At 67.8% G+C, this 15,422-nt stretch carries 18 protein-coding genes; 5 read left to right on the top strand and 13 right to left on the bottom strand.

Going from position 1 to position 15,422, the window contains the following annotated elements; genetic code table 11:
* The first annotated feature begins 224 nt into the window (after positions 1–224).
* Positions 225–707 (top strand): sigma-70 family RNA polymerase sigma factor, encoded by a 483-nt coding sequence (locus AB0J95_RS27155; protein WP_364763460.1) that lies wholly within the window; start codon positions 225–227, stop codon positions 705–707.
* On the opposite strand, the gene AB0J95_RS27150 is transcribed toward AB0J95_RS27155, so the two are convergent.
* From AB0J95_RS27150 to AB0J95_RS27140, 3 genes are read right to left on the bottom strand one after another with little or no spacing between them, the layout of a single operon-like run.
* A complete protein-coding gene (locus tag AB0J95_RS27150; RefSeq protein WP_364763457.1) occupies positions 691–1,923 on the bottom strand; it encodes an MAB_1171c family putative transporter in 1,233 nt (410 codons plus the stop codon). The two genes, AB0J95_RS27155 and AB0J95_RS27150, sit on opposite strands and share 17 nt — an antisense overlap.
* On the bottom strand, positions 1,907–2,452 hold the full coding sequence (locus AB0J95_RS27145; protein WP_364763455.1) for a hypothetical protein: 546 nt from the start codon (positions 2,450–2,452) through the stop codon (positions 1,907–1,909). The genes AB0J95_RS27150 and AB0J95_RS27145 overlap by 17 nt, the downstream gene beginning before the upstream one ends.
* Complete coding sequence (locus AB0J95_RS27140) at positions 2,449–3,150, bottom strand: hypothetical protein (RefSeq protein WP_364763452.1); 702 nt, start codon at positions 3,148–3,150, stop codon at positions 2,449–2,451. The genes AB0J95_RS27145 and AB0J95_RS27140 overlap by 4 nt, the downstream gene beginning before the upstream one ends.
* A gap of 567 nt (positions 3,151–3,717) precedes the next feature.
* Between AB0J95_RS27140 and AB0J95_RS27135 the strand changes: the two genes are divergently transcribed.
* Positions 3,718–4,941: a helix-turn-helix transcriptional regulator gene (locus AB0J95_RS27135; protein WP_364763450.1), complete on the top strand. Its 1,224-nt coding sequence runs from the start codon at positions 3,718–3,720 to the stop codon at positions 4,939–4,941.
* Between the two features lie 108 nt (positions 4,942–5,049).
* On the opposite strand, the gene AB0J95_RS27130 is transcribed toward AB0J95_RS27135, so the two are convergent.
* On the bottom strand, positions 5,050–5,466 hold the full coding sequence (locus tag AB0J95_RS27130; RefSeq protein ID WP_364763447.1) for an SsgA family sporulation/cell division regulator: 417 nt from the start codon (positions 5,464–5,466) through the stop codon (positions 5,050–5,052).
* Between the two features lie 111 nt (positions 5,467–5,577).
* On the bottom strand, positions 5,578–6,558 hold the full coding sequence (locus tag AB0J95_RS27125) for a helix-turn-helix domain-containing protein (RefSeq protein ID WP_364763444.1): 981 nt from the start codon (positions 6,556–6,558) through the stop codon (positions 5,578–5,580).
* Positions 6,559–6,644: 86 nt separating this feature from the next.
* On the opposite strand from AB0J95_RS27125, the gene AB0J95_RS27120 reads away from it, so the two are divergent.
* A complete protein-coding gene (locus AB0J95_RS27120) occupies positions 6,645–6,791 on the top strand; it encodes a hypothetical protein (protein WP_364763441.1) in 147 nt (48 codons plus the stop codon).
* 22 nt (positions 6,792–6,813) lie between these two features.
* Here the strand turns inward: AB0J95_RS27120 and AB0J95_RS27115 are convergent, their stop codons facing one another.
* From AB0J95_RS27115 to AB0J95_RS27105, 3 genes are all read right to left on the bottom strand, one after another.
* A complete protein-coding gene (locus AB0J95_RS27115; RefSeq protein WP_364763438.1) occupies positions 6,814–7,539 on the bottom strand; it encodes an AfsR/SARP family transcriptional regulator in 726 nt (241 codons plus the stop codon).
* 123 nt (positions 7,540–7,662) lie between these two features.
* A complete protein-coding gene (locus AB0J95_RS27110; protein ID WP_364763435.1) occupies positions 7,663–8,439 on the bottom strand; it encodes an ABC transporter permease in 777 nt (258 codons plus the stop codon).
* A complete protein-coding gene (locus AB0J95_RS27105) occupies positions 8,436–9,362 on the bottom strand; it encodes an ATP-binding cassette domain-containing protein (protein WP_364763432.1) in 927 nt (308 codons plus the stop codon). The genes AB0J95_RS27110 and AB0J95_RS27105 overlap by 4 nt, the downstream gene beginning before the upstream one ends.
* An 85-nt stretch (positions 9,363–9,447) precedes the next feature.
* On the opposite strand from AB0J95_RS27105, the gene AB0J95_RS27100 reads away from it, so the two are divergent.
* Entirely contained in the window at positions 9,448–10,188 is a 741-nt protein-coding gene (locus AB0J95_RS27100; RefSeq protein ID WP_364763429.1) for a TetR/AcrR family transcriptional regulator, read from the top strand.
* On the opposite strand, the gene AB0J95_RS27095 is transcribed toward AB0J95_RS27100, so the two are convergent.
* The 5 genes from AB0J95_RS27095 to AB0J95_RS27075 form a co-directional block, all read right to left on the bottom strand.
* Positions 10,178–10,753: an SRPBCC family protein gene (locus AB0J95_RS27095; protein ID WP_364763426.1), complete on the bottom strand. Its 576-nt coding sequence runs from the start codon at positions 10,751–10,753 to the stop codon at positions 10,178–10,180. The genes AB0J95_RS27100 and AB0J95_RS27095 overlap by 11 nt on opposite strands.
* A gap of 2 nt (positions 10,754–10,755) precedes the next feature.
* Positions 10,756–11,058: a metalloregulator ArsR/SmtB family transcription factor gene (locus AB0J95_RS27090; protein WP_364763424.1), complete on the bottom strand. Its 303-nt coding sequence runs from the start codon at positions 11,056–11,058 to the stop codon at positions 10,756–10,758.
* A 164-nt stretch (positions 11,059–11,222) separates the two neighbouring features.
* Positions 11,223–12,377 carry an alpha/beta fold hydrolase gene (locus AB0J95_RS27085; RefSeq protein WP_364763421.1) on the bottom strand — a complete coding sequence of 385 codons (1,155 nt, stop codon included), beginning with the start codon at positions 12,375–12,377 and terminating at the stop codon, positions 11,223–11,225.
* Positions 12,364–13,794, bottom strand: coding sequence for an FAD-dependent monooxygenase (locus tag AB0J95_RS27080; RefSeq protein WP_364763418.1), 1,431 nt, complete (start codon positions 13,792–13,794; stop codon positions 12,364–12,366). The genes AB0J95_RS27085 and AB0J95_RS27080 overlap by 14 nt, the downstream gene beginning before the upstream one ends.
* Positions 13,791–14,318 (bottom strand): PadR family transcriptional regulator, encoded by a 528-nt coding sequence (locus AB0J95_RS27075; RefSeq protein ID WP_364763415.1) that lies wholly within the window; start codon positions 14,316–14,318, stop codon positions 13,791–13,793. Before AB0J95_RS27075 ends, AB0J95_RS27080 begins: the two co-directional genes overlap by 4 nt.
* Before the next feature lie 123 nt (positions 14,319–14,441).
* Between AB0J95_RS27075 and AB0J95_RS27070 the strand changes: the two genes are divergently transcribed.
* A complete protein-coding gene (locus AB0J95_RS27070) occupies positions 14,442–15,392 on the top strand; it encodes a zinc-binding dehydrogenase (RefSeq protein WP_364763412.1) in 951 nt (316 codons plus the stop codon).
* Positions 15,393–15,422: the final 30 nt, after the last annotated feature.

Genomic DNA, 15,422 nt, shown 5'->3' with positions numbered 1-15,422 from the left:
GTCCCGCGAGCACGGCAACGTCCGGTGGCCGGGCACCGTGCCACCGACCCGGGGCCCGCATCGCCCTCCGCTCTGACAGCCTTTCGGCTGCTCAAGACCCCCAATGGGGCGAATGATCGATACAGACAGACACCGTGACGCCAGTGACTAGTCGTTCAGTTCACCCGTATGCGCTATAGGCGTACCGGCTGGACCCTTGTCCCCCAACGAAAGAACATGAGGACATGGGCACAGTGCTGTATCAGGAGATGGGCGTCTCGCTCATGCCGTACGCGTTGCGGCTGACGGGATATGACCGGCACTGGGCCGAAGACGTCGTCCAGGAGACGCTGATCCGCGCGTGGCGCAACGCAAGCAGGCTCGACCCGAGGCCACATCTGTTGCGCGCGTGGATGTGCACGGTCGCGCGGCGGGTTGTGATCGATGACCGCAGGCACCGTCAGGCGCGGCCGATGGAGGTCGAGGAGGCGCACGAGGACTTCGTCAGCGTGCCGGACCCGGCCGAGGAGACGGTGTCGGCGATGGTCGTGCACCGGGCGCTGGAAAAGCTGCCCACGCCGCAGCGGCAGGTCATTCTGGAGACCTACATGCGCGGCCGGACGGTCAACGAGGTGGCCGCGCTGCTCGGGGTGCCGCCCGGCACCGTGAAGTCCCGGATGTACCACGGGGTCCGGGCCCTGCGCCGGTCGCTCAGCGACCGGCCATGAGGAAGAACCGCCGGGGCTCGGCGGAGAACGACTCGGCCAGCGCGGCGGACACCACCGGGGAGTGGCGGAACGCCCATGCCACCGCGACCCACCACGCGTACTCACTGTCCAGGCCGGACCCGTCCCGCGGTGGGGTGTCCACCGACGGCGACGCCGAACCGCCCTGCCGTCGGGTCTGGATGGCCGCTTTCAGCTGTGCCGCCTCGATAGTGGCCAGGAGGTCGTCGCCGGACAGCCCGCGCTCGATGCCGATCCGCTCGGCCGCCGCGCGGACGTCGTCGGAGAACTTCACCGCGAGCGCCCAGCGCCACTCGCTCAGCTCCAGCAGCTGGCGGCGAACCCTGTGGTGCGGCGAGAACTTCTTGCCCTTGGCGACAAAAACCACCTCGGGGTTGACGAACCGCAACGCCCGGTGCAGCGGGCGCAACATGGTGAACACGTGCCAGCGTTCGGCGCACAGCCCGAGCTGCGGGCGCAGGCGCTCGATGCCGGGCAGCACCGCGGCGATCGCACCCGGGATGAACCCGAGCACCGACAGGCCGGACATCAGCGGCGGCACCCAGTCGACGCCCTGCCAGCCGAACCACACCGTCGCCAGCGCGAAGTACTCACCCAGCAGGTGCAGCAACGCGAACATCACACCCAGCTGCAGGCACCGGAGCACCCGTCGCAGCCACGGCACGTTCGCGATGTCGGGGTCCCGCGCGGCCCGCCCGCAGCCTCGAGTCGAGGCGGCCGTCGCGACGGTCGTCGGGATCAGGTAGACCAGGATGAACGCCGACACCGTGGGCTCGTGCGCGTACTGCGTCGTGAAGTCCAGTTCCTCGCTGCCGGGAAAGTCCGACAACAGGAACAGCACCGACATCAGCGAGATGACCGCGAAGAACGTCTTGGAGAACCGCCACACCAGCTGGCAGGCCCGCCGCGCGTTGTACCGCCAGTACGTGACCAGCGACAGCGCCCCGCAGGCGAAGCCGACCTCCATGCAGCACTCGATCAGCGTGGAGAAGCTGTTCACGCCGGTGCTGCGGTCGAACCAGGTGGCGAACGTCGGCGCGGACATCACCGCCGTGCCGGTGGCGTACGCCAGCGTGATGGTCAGCGCCCACGAACGCGGGTGCCCGCCATGCCGGTACAGCCGGAAAGCCTTGTACGCCAACGCAAACCCGCCGACGATGGCGCCGGCGAAGAACACCACGTCATATGTAGACGTCATGCGCGGCCTCGTCGGCGTGGGCGAACGAGGCCATCATCCGCCGCACGTGCTTGGGCATCGCCGGGTCGGCCTTGTCGCGCTGGTCGGTGATCACCTCGAGCAGCTCGTCCGCCAGCTCCTCGGCGTCGCGCTCCTCGCACTCCTTGAACGACGTGCGCCCCGCGACGTACCGGGCCATGTCCGGCAGCAGCCCGGGCGCCAGCCGGCGCAGGCTCTCCGACTTGGTCAGCGTCACCGGCTGGTGACCCAGCATCAGGTGGGCGAACTCGTGCAGCAGGATCTGCAGGCGGTGGTACCAGCGCGGTGAGTCGGCGCAGATGACCAGGTAGTTGCCGTTGGCCAGCAGCGCCGACACCCCGGTCAGGCGCGCATCGGGCAACGGCGCGAACCTGACCTCCACGTGTTTGCCCAGGTGACGGCCCATCAACTCGCAGACCCGGCGGGCGGCTTCCTGGTAGGTCGCCGTCCGGGACAGGTTCAGCTCACCGGCGATGCGGTTCACCATCGCGCGACGGGTGCGTCTGTTCATCTCGACTCCTGGTCCCGCCGAATGAACCAGCCCTCGTACTTGCCGGGCTCCAGCGCATCGGCGATCGCCTGGATGGTAGCCCGCCGCGTCTGCTGGGACAGTTCGGGAACCTTCCCGGCGAGCCGCGTCACGAACTCGACCACGCCGAGCTCCCGCAGTTGCACCAGGTCGGCCCTCTCGCTGTCGACCCAGCGGGCGAGCCTGTCATCAAAGAAGTACGCAGGCGGCACGTCGAAGTGTTCAGACAAGCCCAGGACATGTTTCAACCGGGGGTTGTCCGAGACACCGTTGAGCAGCTCCCGGATGTAGCTGGCGGAGATCGAGCCGAACCGGCCGTTGGAGCTGATCGCGGCCGCCACGTCCTCCGGGGACACCGTCCCCTGGGCGGTCTCGAACAGCGTACGCAGGGCATCCTGGCGCCAGCCGGGCGTTTCCCCCTCGGCCAGTTCGCGCCTGCCACCGACGAAGTAGGCCGGGTGCACGCAGAGCGCGCCCGCCAGGTCCTCGATGGCCTGTCTGGTCGGGTTGTCCTTCTGACCCTTCCTCAACTGGGCGATATAAGCGTGGCCTATATCCCCGCCCCGGTCGCGGATCGCCGCGGACAGCTCAACGTTGCTCAGGCGCCGCCGCCGGCCTGGTGGATGCCGGCAGAGGTCGTCGAGGACCGCGGCGAACAGACCCTCCCCGACACGGGTCATATTCCCCCTCCTCACTCAATCGCGCTCGCAATGTACCCGTTCGAAACACTGAGGCAAGGGTTGAACACTGTGCGTCGCAGCCCTATGCTCCGGTCGGCGTATTTCTACTCCTGTTGGGGGTGATGCACCAGATCTCCTACGTCAGTTGAAGTCATGGTGTGAGCGCCGCCGCTGGTTCAGGTTGCAGGATTTGAGCTGATAGTGAGGTATCCCGTATGCGCGCACGGCATAGGGCGCCGCGTCGGAGCTTCCGTAGGGTAGGCGCCGACGGCTCCTACCGGATGGGACTCGCGGCGCTGGGCCTCACCGGTGCGGCGATCGTGACGGTGGCGGCTGTCCTCGTGTCCGGTGAGGCGGGCGCGAACGAGACAGAAGCCAAGACAGAAAACCCGGGGCTGAGCCAGAGCCCCGCCGAAGGCAGGCCCGGCGTCCCGCAGCCGGTGGCCAGGCCGGCGACAACCTGGTATTCGGACTGGTCCTCGTGGGGATCGAGCGGGAGAAATTGCGATCCGATGGCGCTCCGGTGGTGCCCGTGAACCTCGGCCGCAAGAAGGAGCGGAGGCTGACATGAAGCAGCATCAGTTAGATGGGCTACCCGGGCCCAGTGCTCCGCAGAGCGTGGAGACCCGGCGGTCCAGCCGGTCCGGAGCACCGGTCCGGCCCGACGAGTTCTGGGATGCCGCACCGATGCGTGAGGCGTCTGCGGGACGGCACTTCGGCCAGCTGCTGCGGGAGTACCGCAGGGCGAGCAATGTCGGTCAGGCGGAAGTGGCCCAGTGGCTGGGAGTCAGCCAGGGCCAGATCAGCAGGATCGAACGGGACCGAAGTCAGGTCCATGACCTGGACAAGCTGGAGAGGTGGGCCAAGGCGCTGAAGATCCCGCAGCGCCTGCTGTGGTTCCAGCTCTCCGGGGCACGACCCGCCGAGTTCAACGGCGGTGAGGGGTCCTTCACCGCGCTTCGTACGGTGAGCAGGCCGGACGAACAGGTGGGACTGGGCATGCGGAGTCTGTTCCGGTGGCTCGGCAACGAGGTGACCGACGAGCCCGAGACGGCGACCGAGAACGTGTTCCGGGCGGCGGCGGAGTCGTACCTGCGCGGCGGCTGGTACGCCTACGACGAGGGCGAGGTCACCCTGGGCAGCCAGCGCATGCGGATCGCGCTGAACCTGTCCCGCCGGTCCGGTGAGGCCGCGTTGTCCGCGGAGATCCTTGCCGCACTGAGCTTCCAGTCGCTGTTCCATGGCACTTTGGACAGTGCGGTGCCGGTGATCCGGATGGCCGAGCAGTCGGCCGAACGCTGTGGCCTGACCCAGCTGCAGGTGGAGGTCGCCTCGATGGCGGCGGCCTGCTACGCGATGATGGGCGACCGGGACACCTGCCTCGCGGTGCTGCGCCGCGCGGAGAAGTCCTTGGAGGCAGCGGGATCGAGCGACCCGACCGACCGGCTCTACCTGGCGGCGGGCTGTGCGCTGTCGTTCCGTTTCCTTGGCTGGCCAAGGGAGGCGGAAGGGTTCGCGCGCACGGCGGTCAAGCTTTCCGACCGCTGGCCGGGTGTGCGGCTGTGCACCCGGACACTGCTGGCCTCGGCACTGGCCGACCAGCGCAAGATCGAAGAGGCTTGTGCCACGGCGTCTCAGGTGGTCCCCCGCACCGCGCCGATCAGGCCTGTTCGTGACCAGGTGTGTCTCACCTCGGTCGTCCGCCGGCTGTCGAAGTTCGGCGACGACGTGTCCGTGCGGACGCTCTACGGCCAGCTGGCCGGCGTCGGCGTGCCTGTCCCGCGCATCTGAAAACCCCTGCCACAGCGCGAAAAGGGCGGTTTTCTATCGTCAAATCCCCGAACTTGACGGTAGAAAACCGCCTCCCAGGCCACCTACACCAGCAGTACCAACGAAAGATCAGCCCGCGGCGATCATCCGCTGGATCTCCTCGTCGAAGTCGAACCAGTTCTCCTCGTCGCCCGGCAGCACCACCTCGTAGGTGGAGTCCAGGAAGTCCGCGATGTCCTGGGCCAGCGCCTCGAAGCGGGCCTGACCCTTGGGCGTCACGAACTCGATGAGCACCAGCTCCTCCTCGTCCGGTGATGGCCACATCCGCACGTCACCCTCGCCCGTGCGGACGATCAGGCCGTCGGCGAGCAGGTCCCGCGACAGGATCCACTGCACCGCACGCGCTCCCTCGGGCTCGAACAGCGCGTAGACAGCGAACGGGTCGCGAGTGTCGTAGCGCAGCTCGACGTCGACCGGGACCGAGTGTTCCGACACCAAGTCGAAGGTCACCGTGTGTGTGATCTCCGTGTGCTCGTCGCGAGTCATCGCTGCCTCCCTGCTCTCCTAGTGGCCTTGCGGCGATGAGACGCCCCCCGGGGGACCACCTGACGTCGTTATCCCAGATGATCACTCGAACGTGTCGGTTAGTGGCGCCGGTCACTCGGAAGAGGCGGCAACTCTGCCCGAAAGTGCCGCCGCGAACGTGCGCCGGTAGTCCTTCGGGCCGACCCCCACGACGCCCTTGAAGTGGTGCCTGAGCAGGGCTGCACTGCCGAACCCGCACTGCTGCGCGATCTCCTCGACGCTGAACGTGGTCTCCTCGAGCAGCCGCTGCGAGTGCAGAACCCGCTGCATGGTGAGCCAGCGCAAAGGTGTCGTTCCGGTCTCGGCCACGAACCGGCGCGCGAAAGTGCGCTCGGACAGCTGCGCGCGGCGGGCCAGTTCGGCCACGGTGTGCTCTGTTGCCAGATTGTCGAGCATCCAGGCAAGGACCGGTTCGAGGCTGTCGCCAGTGCACTCCGGAATTGGCAACTCGACGTACTGCCGCTGCCCGCCCTCGCGCTGCGGCGGGACGACCATCCGCCGGGCGATCGCGGCCGCCGGGCCGGACCCCAGCTCGCGGCGGACCAGATGCAGGCACGCGTCGATGCCGGCGGCCGTGCCGGCGCTGGTGATAATGTCGCCCTCGTCGACGAACAGCACGTCCGGGTCGAGCTTGGCGTCCGGGAACCGCTTGGCGAACATGCTCGCGTGCCGCCAGTGGGTGGTGCACAGCCTGCCGTCCAGCAGACCGGTCTCGCCCAGCATGAACACCCCGCTGCACACGGTGAGCAGGGTGGCTCCGGCGGCGTGGGCCCTGCGCAGCGCGTCGAGGATGGCCGGCGGGTACTCGTCGCGGATGTTCATCGCCGGGATGGCGACCAGGTCGGCGCCCGCCAGCGCGTCCAGCCCGTGGTCGGGCACGAGCGGCACGCCGACGCTGGTGCGCAGCGGGACGCCGGGGTGCTCGGCGCAGACCCGGAACTCGAAGGGCGGGACCCCGTCATCGGTCCGGTCGACCCCGAACACCTCGCACACCACGCCGAACTCGAAGGGGGCGAACTCGTCCGCGAGCACCACGGCGACCGTTTTCAGCATGCCGCCAGCATACTTGGCAGGATTTTGTTGTACAACGTCTCTGCTGCCACTGTTGTCGGGAACTGAACTACCGCAAAATTACTGCCATGACCGTTGCGCTGCTAGTCCTCATCCTGGCGCTCGTGGTCTATGGCCTCGAGCGGAACAACTCCCGTCAGTCCCAGCCGCGTCCGCGCCTCGCTGGCTCCACTGATGTCATCAGCCCGGACACCGTCCGGCCCTACATCCACTGATGGTTCGCTGCCTGGGCGTCGCTCAGGCAGAGCGAACAGCCGAAAGCCGGGGATCGTGCCGGAGGATCGCCGCATAGCGCTGCTGGAGCTCGGGACCGGGGTCCACGCCGAGCTCCTCGGCCAGGCGGGTCCGGAGCCGGTGGTACTGCCGGAGCGCGTCCGGTTGCCTTCCGGCGCGGTACAAAGCGAGCATGAGCTGGCCGGTCGGCCGCTCGTGCAAGGGATACTCCGCGGTGAGCGCGAACAGGTCCGCCAGGACGCGTTCGTGGTTGCCGCGGACGATTTCCGTGTCCACCAACAGTTCTCGTGCCCTTTGCCGTAGTTCGGTCAGGCCGCTGGCGATCCGGTCGCGGAGCCGGTCGGACGCCACATCGGCCAAAGCCGGTCCGTGCCACAGGTTCAGTGCGTTCCTCAACGTCTCCGCGCGCCTGCCTGCGTCCTCGACGGTCGTCGCCAGGTCCACTTGGGACACGAAGACGTGCGCGTCGACCGTGCCCGGATCGACGTCGGCGACGTACCCGCCGTCGCGTGCGATCAGCGGGACCTCGTCGCCGAGCCTGGTGCGCAACCGGGAAACGTGAGTGTGCAAGCAGGCCCGTGCGTTCTGCGTCGGGTTTCCGTCCCACAGCAGGTCGATCAGCCGGTCGACCGGTACTGCCACGCCGGTTCGCAGGAGCAGCAAGGAAAGCAGGCAGCGCTCCCGGCGACGGCCGAGGTGCACTGGTTGCCCCGCGCGTACCGCGGTCACCCTCCCCAGTAAGCGGAACCGCGTTGTGCTCACTGTCCATCACCCCCGCAGCCGATGCTAGGACCTGGGGGCGGGCGGGCAAATACCGCAGGAGTTCGATCCTGCGGTACCACCCTGGTTGACTCAGGACCGCGTGCGGCGGCGGTAAAGCCAGGTCGCGATCGCGAACGAGACCACCAGCAGCCCGACACACCAGACCAGCGCGATCCAGCCGTTGTCACCGATCGGCGTGCCGGTGAGCAGGCCGCGGATGGTCTCGATGACCGGCGTGATCGGCTGGTTCTCGCTGATCCCGCGCAGGAACGACGGCATGGTCTGGACCGGCACGAACGCGCTGCTGAGGTACGGCAGGAACAGCATGAAGAAGCTCAGCGCGCTCGCCGACTCCACGCTGCGCGCGACCGTGCCCAGCCCGGCGGCCAGCCAGGACAACGCGAGGACGTAGACCAGCAGCAGGCCGATCGACAGCAGCCAGTCGTCCAGGCCGGCGCCCGGCCGGAACCCCATCGCCACCGCCGCGCCGATGACGACCGCCGTCGACACGGCGTTCCGGGCCACGCTGGCCACGACATGTCCGTTCAGCACGGCGAAAACGCGGATCGGCAGCGACCTGAGCCGGTCGATCATGCCGCTGCTCATGTCCTGTGCGACCGACATCGCGGTGGACGCGGCGCCGTATCCGCTGCACAGCAAGATGATTCCGGGCACGACGTAGTTGAGGTACCCGGTGCCGGTGTTGATCGCGCCGCCGAAGACGTACACGAACAGCGCCATCATCAGCAGCGGCAACAGGATGGACATCAGCAGGGTGTCGACCTGACGGCGGCTCAACCGGATGCTGCGGCCGATCATCGTCAGGCAGTCGCTGAGAGCGTTGGCCGGCCCGGTGTGCGTGGTCATGCCGGAACTCCTTGGCGGGCAGTGGTTTCGGTGATGCTCAGGAAGACGTCGTCCAGGGTCGGCCGGTGCGACGACGCGGATACAACGTGTATACCGTTTGTGTACAAGGTGTTCAGCACCTGCCGGAGATGCTCGGCGGACCCGTCCGACGGCACGCTCAGCACAGTTGCGTCACTCAGGCCGCCGAGCAGGTCCATGGCTTGGGTGAGGGCTCCCGTGCTGTCGAAGGTGAGGTCCAGGCGGTGGCCGCCGACCTGGGCCTTGAGCGCGTCCGCGGTGCCGCGCGCGGCGACCTGGCCGTTGTCGATCAGCACGATCTGGTCGGCCAGCCGGTCGGCCTCCTCCAGGTACTGCGTGGTCAGCAGGATCGTGGTGCCGGTGCGGACCAGGTCCTTGATCGCGTCCCACATGGTCGTGCGGCTGGCCGGGTCCAGGCCGGTGGTCGGCTCGTCCAGGAAGATCACCCGAGGAGCGGCGATGAGGCTCATCGCCAGGTCGAGCCTGCGCCGCATGCCACCGGAGTAGGTCTGCACCCGGCGGTCCATCGCGTCCGTCAGGTCGAACCGTTCCAGCAGGTCGGCGGCCTGCCTGCGGGCGCCTGCCCGGCCGAGGTGCATCAGCCGGCCGACCATGACCAGGTTCTCGCGGCCGGTCTGCTGGTCGTCCACGGCCGCGTGCTGCCCGGTGAGGCTGATCCCGGCGCGGACCTTGCCCGGTTCGCGCACCACGTCATGCCCGGCGACCAGCACCTTTCCCGCGTCCGGCCGGGTCAGCGTGGTCAGGATGCGCACGGTGGTGGTCTTGCCGGCACCGTTCGGCCCGAGCAGCGCGCAGACCGACCCCTCGGGCACCGCCAGGTCGATCCCGGCCAGCACGACTTTGCCGCCGTAGGCCTTCCGTAAGCCGTTGACCTCGACAATCATGACCCCTCCCCACTACTGCGTATGAGATACGCGAATTAGCGTAGCTGATACGCAGTGAAGCGCGCCAGACCCTAGACTGACGGTCATGACCGAGGAGCTCTCGCCGGATCTGGTGCTGCTGTGGCGGTTGCGCGAAACGCCGAAGCGCGGCCCGAAGCCCGGGCTCATGGTCGACGACATCGTCACCGCCGCGGTCGAGGTCGCGGACGCCGAAGGCCTGGACGCGGTGTCGATGGCCCGGGTCGCGGCGCACCTCGGCAACTCCACAATGGCGCTGTACCGGCACATCAAGAGCAAGCGCGAACTGCTGATGCTGATGGCCGACGCGGCGCTGGAGGAACCGCCGGAGTTCCCGGCCGACGCGGACTGGCGAGCCGGGATGACGCTGTGGGCGCGCGGAGTCTTCGCCGCGGTGTCCCGGCACCGGTGGTTCGTCCACATCCCGATCAGCGCGCCGCCGTTCGGCCCGCGCAACCTGATGTGGTTCGACCGGGCGCTGGGCACGCTGCGCGGCCTGGACCTGCCGCACGAGATCAAGTACAGCCTGGTGATGGGGCTGGTGACGTACGTGCAGGGCGGCTACCGGCTGGCGCTGGACCTGGCCGCCGGATACGCCGAGAACCCCGCGCCGTTCAGTGGCTCCTACGCCGCGGGGTTGCGCAAAGTCGTTGACCCGCACCAGCTTCCCGCGCTGGCCGAAATGGTCGCGGACGGGTTCTTCGAGGGCGCCGAGGACTTCGAGCCCTCGGACACCGGTGACTTCGACTTCGGCCTGTCGGTCTACCTGGACGGCGTGGCCGCCCAGATCGAACGGTTCACTCGCTGAGGTGACCGGGAAGTCCGGTGTCCTCAATGGACAGCCGGTCGGCGTAGGCGGAGTTGAGGTCCAGCCAGCCGTAGTTGACCGCGTCGGCACCGCGGATGGGCGCGATCGGCGTGCCGTCGAGCAGTTTCTCCGCCACGTCAAGGCACATGTGCCAGCCGGCGGCGACCTTGGGCACCCAGTCCTTGTCCTGCACGGTGTGCAGCAACGTCAGCTGGGTCCCGGCGCTGGACGGCTCGAGCTGCCACCGCAACAGGTCCGTGCCCATGGAGTACTCGAGGACCTTGCCGGGTTCGGCCAGCAGCACCTCGGCCTTCATGTCCATCTGGGTGTCGCCATCGATCATGGTCAGGGTCGCCTCGCCTGTCTCGCCGAGGTCGCGATCGGCCGTGTACGGCGCCCATTTCTCCAGGTTCTCCGGCGTGGTCAGCGCGGCCCACACCTTCTCCGGCGGGTGTTTCAGGTCGCGCACGAAGATCAGCTGCCAGCGGTCACCGCTCGGCCGGCAGTCTACATCGGCCAGCGGGCTCGGCTCGTAGGCCGGCTCTTGGGTCGGCTCGTGGGTCATCGTCACTCCATGGTGTCGAGGTGACGCTCCAGGGCGTCCAGGTGCTTGGTCCACAGCTGCCGGTACGGCTCGAGCCAGGCGTCCACCCGCGTGAACGGCTCCCGCTCGATCCGGTACACCCGCTGCTGCGCGGCCGTGCGGACGGACACGAAACCGGCCTCCCGCAACACCTTCAGGTGCTTGGACATGGTCGGCTGGCTGACCGCGAGACTCGCGACGAGCTCGTTGACGCTGCTCTCGGCGCGCCGGAGCTCATCCAGAATCCGCCGCCGCGTCGGCTCCGCCAGCACAGCAAAGGCATCCACCCACCCAATATGCCTCCACCCGCATATACCTGTCAAGGCATACCCGCCCCACCCGCGTGTCCCCCTTTCCTCCCCCGCGTGTCCCCCGTTGCTCCGCCGCGTGTCCCCCGTTCGTCGGGGGTGTGTCCCTCGTTCGTCGGGGGTGTGTTCCCCGTTCGTCCGGGCTAGGGGATGAACCGTCCGAGGGTCTCCGCCACCAGTGCGGGCTGCTCGAGCGACAGCATGTGCGGGGTGCCGGGGAGTTCCTCGAACCGCGACCCGGGGATGCGGCCGGCGATCTCGCGCATGGACGCGGGCGTGGCGCTCAGGTCCGCCTCGCCCGCCACCACCAGCACCGGCGACTCGAACGTGCCCAGTTTCCCGTGCACATCCAGGGTCTTGAACGCCCGCCAGGTCGCCGCCCAGTCCGCCGGGTTCGCGCGCAACATCCGTTCCCGCGCGTACTTCACACCCCAGCCGTTGGCCGCCAACGCTGCGGGCGTGAACCACCGCGTCAGCGACGGCACGATCTGCGCGGCCATGCCTTCGGTTTCCCCTGCCACGGCACGGTTTTCGAACACCTCATCGTTCGGAGTGTCGCCCGTGGCAAGCAACGACAGTGACGCGAACCGCTCGGGATGCGTTACGGCGGCGGCCTGAGCAACGCCGCCGCCGAACGACAACCCAACAACGTGAGCGCGGTCCAGGTCGAGCGCGTCGAGCACGCCCACCAGGTCCGATGTGTACTCATTCATCGACGTGGCCGCGGGCGCACCCATCGCGCGGCCGTGACCGCGCAGGTCGTATGCGAACACCCGGCGGCTCTTGCCGAGCTCGTTCATGACCGGCTCCCACATCCGCCAGTCCAACGAGATCGCGTGGACCAGCAGTACCGCCGTCCCTGTGTCACCTCGTTGCGCCACCACGGTCTCGTGGTCGCCGAGTTGTACGGTCTTGAGTGGTGCTGGCCTGGGGTGACCCGCATCGGTGAGGACTTTGTCGATCACCGTCAGGGCGTTCAACGCTCGCGGCATACCTGCGTACGGGTAAATGTGTTCACACAACGCGATCAGCTCGTCCGGCTCGACGCCGTTGCGCAGCGCGGCCTGGGTGTGCAACGTGAGCTGCGGTTCGGCGCCACCCAACGCCGCGAGCATCGCGACCGTTGCCAGCTCTCGTGAATACCGGCTCAGCTCAGGCTGGCCGATGGTCTCCCGGAACCCGGTGATGATCGCGTCATAGATCTTCGGCGCACGCTCGCGGAGATCCGCCAGCATCTGCTGCGGCGCCGACCCCATCAAGCCCCGGAACTCGTGGTCACCCCGGTCAAAGCTGCTCATGCCGCGGATCATAGGCGGCCCCGGTGAGCTTGGCGATCAGTTCGGTCAGGTCGGCAGGTTCTTCGCCACGCCACGCGACGTAACCATCCGGCCGCACCAGCATCGCGCCCTGGATGTCGGCCTTGTGCGCTTTCACGGGGCTTTCATGCCACCGGCCATCGCCATGGAACAGCGTGAAATCCTGGCCGATGACGTCCAGAGTGGACGTTGTCTCGTCGAGCCAGAGATGCGGGACACGGGTTCCCGGCACGCCGTCGGTGGGGAGGTGCAGTGGGCGCGGAACGGCGTTGTCGATCGCGCTGGAGACGTACTGCGAGCCGAAGATCACCACCAGGTCGTCCTCGTACTCCTCGCCGGAGTGCTGTTCCCAGGCCCTCAGGCGGCGCATCGCCTGGTCCGCGGTCATCTCGGCGACCGGTTTGCGCTCTTGTTCGTAGGTGTCCAGAAGGTGCTCACTCGCCTGTCCTTTGAGGACGAACGCGAGCTTCCAGGCGAGGTTGTGCGCGTCCTGGATGCCGGTGTTCGCGCCGAACGCGCCGGTCGGCGGGACCAGGTGGGCAGCGTCGCCGACGAGGAAGACCCTGCCCTGACGGTACTTCTCCGCGACGGCCGAGGTGGCGTCCCATGGCAGCACCGAAACCAGCTCGATGTCCAGCTCCGGGCGGCCGGTCGCCGTGCGGATCAGGCGTTTGCACTGCTCGTCGGTGAACTGCGTGGGCTCGTTGACCCGGACGTGGAACACCCAGCGGTCCCCGTTGTTGATCGGCAGCATGACCCCGGGCGCCTCCGGGTGGAACGTCCGCGCGATGATGAATGGATCCTCGGTGAGGTCCTTGAGGTCGGCCCGGAACGAGATGCCCACGCTCGGGAACGTCGACCCGTCGCCCTTGAACGCGATACCAAGGCTTTCCCGGATCTCACTGCGGGCGCCGTCGCACGCGATGAGGTAGTCCGCCTCGATCACCTCGCCGTCGACGGTCACCTCGACCTTGTCGTCGCGCTGGCGGAAGCCCTGGACCTCGCTGTCGAACCGGACGTCCGCGCCCAGGTCCACCGCCGCCGCGAGCAGAATCGGCTCCAGCTCGTCCTGCGCGCACATCGCCGACGGCGCCGGGCTGACCGCCAGCTCCGGGTTGACCGCCGGGGGCGCCTCGATCCGCCGGAACGGCGGCTTGTCCAGCGTCTCGCAGAAAAGCAGGTCGTGGTTGTCCCTGAGCACCGCGCCGGCCTCGCGGACCTGTGCCTCCAGGCCGGCGCCGCGCAGGATCTCCATGGTGCGGGCGTTGAACCCGCGCGCCTTGGGATGGATGGAAGTGGTCTTGTGCCGTTCCACCACGGTGGTCCGGATTCCATGCTGACCAAGGAAAAGCGCCACCGACAGGCCGGTCAGCCCGCCGCCGGCGATCACTACGCTCACGTCGTCTCCCCTAAGAACTTGTTGTGCCAGGCCAGTTCGGCCTCCAACCGGAACAAGGTGTGCTCGAAGGTGATCGCCTCCAGGCCCCTGAGGTGGGGCCGGGCCTGCTCGTGCAGCGTCCGCCAGCCGGCCAGCCGCTGCGCGATCTCGTCCCGCCGCGCGGTCATCACGGCCCGCACGTCGTCGGCGGACAGGTCGTCGACGTACAACAGGGCGAGGTCCACCGGGTCCGGCGGGAACCGGACCGTGCGCAGCGCCTCGTCGCGGTGCTGCGCCAGCTCCTCCCAGCCTGCCTCGGTGATCCCGTAGACCGTGCGCGGCGGCATGTTGCCCTCCTGCTCGGTCCGCACGACCTCGACCACGCCGTCGGCCGCCATCCGGTGCAGCGCCCCGTACAGCGACCCGGGCTTGATGTCCGTCCAGAGTTCGGTGCGATCCTCCTGCGCCTGCCGCCGGATCTGGTGGCCGTGCATCGGCCCGTCCTTGGCCAGCGCCCCCAACACGAACAACCTCGTCGAATTCACACGACTACTCAAACACGAGTAGGTATGACTAGTCAAGCGCGAGTACTCGTACGAGACCTCTGGGGGTTGACCTCAGGTGTGGTTGAGGTTTCAGGCTGGAGGTGACACAGGGAGGAAACACACATGCGCGTTGTTGAAGTCACCTCGTTCGGTGGGCCCGAGGTGCTGCGGGTTCGTACGTTGCCCGATCCCGTCGCGGGGGCTGGGCAGGTGGTGATCGATGTTGCCGTTGCCGGGGTTCACTTCGTGGACACCTGGATCCGGCGGGGGATGGGCGGCCAGTACTTTCCCGTTCAGCCACCTTACGTTCCTGGGGGTGGGGTGGCTGGGGTTGTGCTTTCGGTTGGGGATGGTGTGGACGGGGACTGGGTGGGACGGAGAGTGGTCGTTGGGGGTGACAACACCTCTTACGGGCATTCTGGAGTGGGGTACTTGAGTCAGGCGGTTGCTTCGGTTGGATCGCTTTTTGTTGTGCCTGAAGGGGTTGGGCTTCCCGAGGCGATGGCTCTGTTTCACGATGGCGCTACGGCGCTGGCTTTGGTCGAGACGGCTCCGGTGGGTGAGGGTGCTACTGCGCTGGTTCAGCCCGCTTCTGGAGGTGCGGGGACTTTGCTTGTGCAGTTGCTGCGGGAGAGGGGTGTGCGTGTGGTGGGGGTGGCTTCTGGGGAGGCCAAGTTGGCTCTGGTCAAGGAGTTGGGGGCGGACGTTGTGGTCGGGTACTCCGGGGTTGGTTCGGTTGGGGCGGTTGATGTTGCTTTTGACGGGGTCGGTGGGGAGGCGGGGACTGCTGCTTTCGGGGTGGTTCGGGAGGGTGGGTGGTTCTCGAACTACGGGAACGCCAGTGGAGCGCCGGCTGATGTTCCCCGGGATGGTTCTGTTCGGGTTCGGGGGATGGAGCAGTTGGCTACTTTCGGTGGGGAGTTCCGGCGGCGGGTTGGGAAGGTTTTCGCCGCCGCTGCTGCTGGGGTGATCCGGCCGGTGATCGGAGCTACTTTTTCGTTGGGGGAGGCGGGGGAGGCTCATCGGGCGCTGGAGAGCCGGGCTGTGATGGGGAAGGTTCTGCTTGTGCCTTGAGGTGGTTCTTTGCGCGTGCCTTGAGGGTGG

Origin of the sequence: Actinocrispum sp. NPDC049592 (assembly GCF_040675465.1) — a bacterium.
Taxonomy (GTDB): Bacteria; Actinomycetota; Actinomycetes; order Mycobacteriales; family Pseudonocardiaceae; genus Kibdelosporangium.
The sequence above is the reverse complement of the archived record's forward strand: the minus strand, read 5'-3'. Positions and strand labels throughout refer to the sequence as shown.

Bases quoted from the DNA above. Each gene is read 5' to 3' on its own strand.
- AB0J95_RS27155 (WP_364763460.1), top strand. From the start codon at position 225: ATGGGCACAGTGCTGTATCAGGAGATGGGCGTCTCGCTCATGCCGTAC.
- AB0J95_RS27150 (WP_364763457.1), bottom strand. From the start codon at position 1,923: ATGACGTCTACATATGACGTGGTGTTCTTCGCCGGCGCCATCGTCGGC.
- AB0J95_RS27145 (WP_364763455.1), bottom strand. From the start codon at position 2,452: ATGAACAGACGCACCCGTCGCGCGATGGTGAACCGCATCGCCGGTGAG.
- AB0J95_RS27140 (WP_364763452.1), bottom strand. From the start codon at position 3,150: ATGACCCGTGTCGGGGAGGGTCTGTTCGCCGCGGTCCTCGACGACCTC.
- AB0J95_RS27135 (WP_364763450.1), top strand. From the start codon at position 3,718: ATGAAGCAGCATCAGTTAGATGGGCTACCCGGGCCCAGTGCTCCGCAG.
- AB0J95_RS27130 (WP_364763447.1), bottom strand. From the start codon at position 5,466: ATGACTCGCGACGAGCACACGGAGATCACACACACGGTGACCTTCGAC.
- AB0J95_RS27125 (WP_364763444.1), bottom strand. From the start codon at position 6,558: ATGCTGAAAACGGTCGCCGTGGTGCTCGCGGACGAGTTCGCCCCCTTC.
- AB0J95_RS27120 (WP_364763441.1), top strand. From the start codon at position 6,645: ATGACCGTTGCGCTGCTAGTCCTCATCCTGGCGCTCGTGGTCTATGGC.
- AB0J95_RS27110 (WP_364763435.1), bottom strand. From the start codon at position 8,439: ATGACCACGCACACCGGGCCGGCCAACGCTCTCAGCGACTGCCTGACG.
- AB0J95_RS27105 (WP_364763432.1), bottom strand. From the start codon at position 9,362: ATGATTGTCGAGGTCAACGGCTTACGGAAGGCCTACGGCGGCAAAGTC.
- AB0J95_RS27100 (WP_364763429.1), top strand. From the start codon at position 9,448: ATGACCGAGGAGCTCTCGCCGGATCTGGTGCTGCTGTGGCGGTTGCGC.
- AB0J95_RS27095 (WP_364763426.1), bottom strand. From the start codon at position 10,753: ATGACCCACGAGCCGACCCAAGAGCCGGCCTACGAGCCGAGCCCGCTG.
- AB0J95_RS27085 (WP_364763421.1), bottom strand. From the start codon at position 12,377: ATGAGCAGCTTTGACCGGGGTGACCACGAGTTCCGGGGCTTGATGGGG.
- AB0J95_RS27070 (WP_364763412.1), top strand. From the start codon at position 14,442: ATGCGCGTTGTTGAAGTCACCTCGTTCGGTGGGCCCGAGGTGCTGCGG.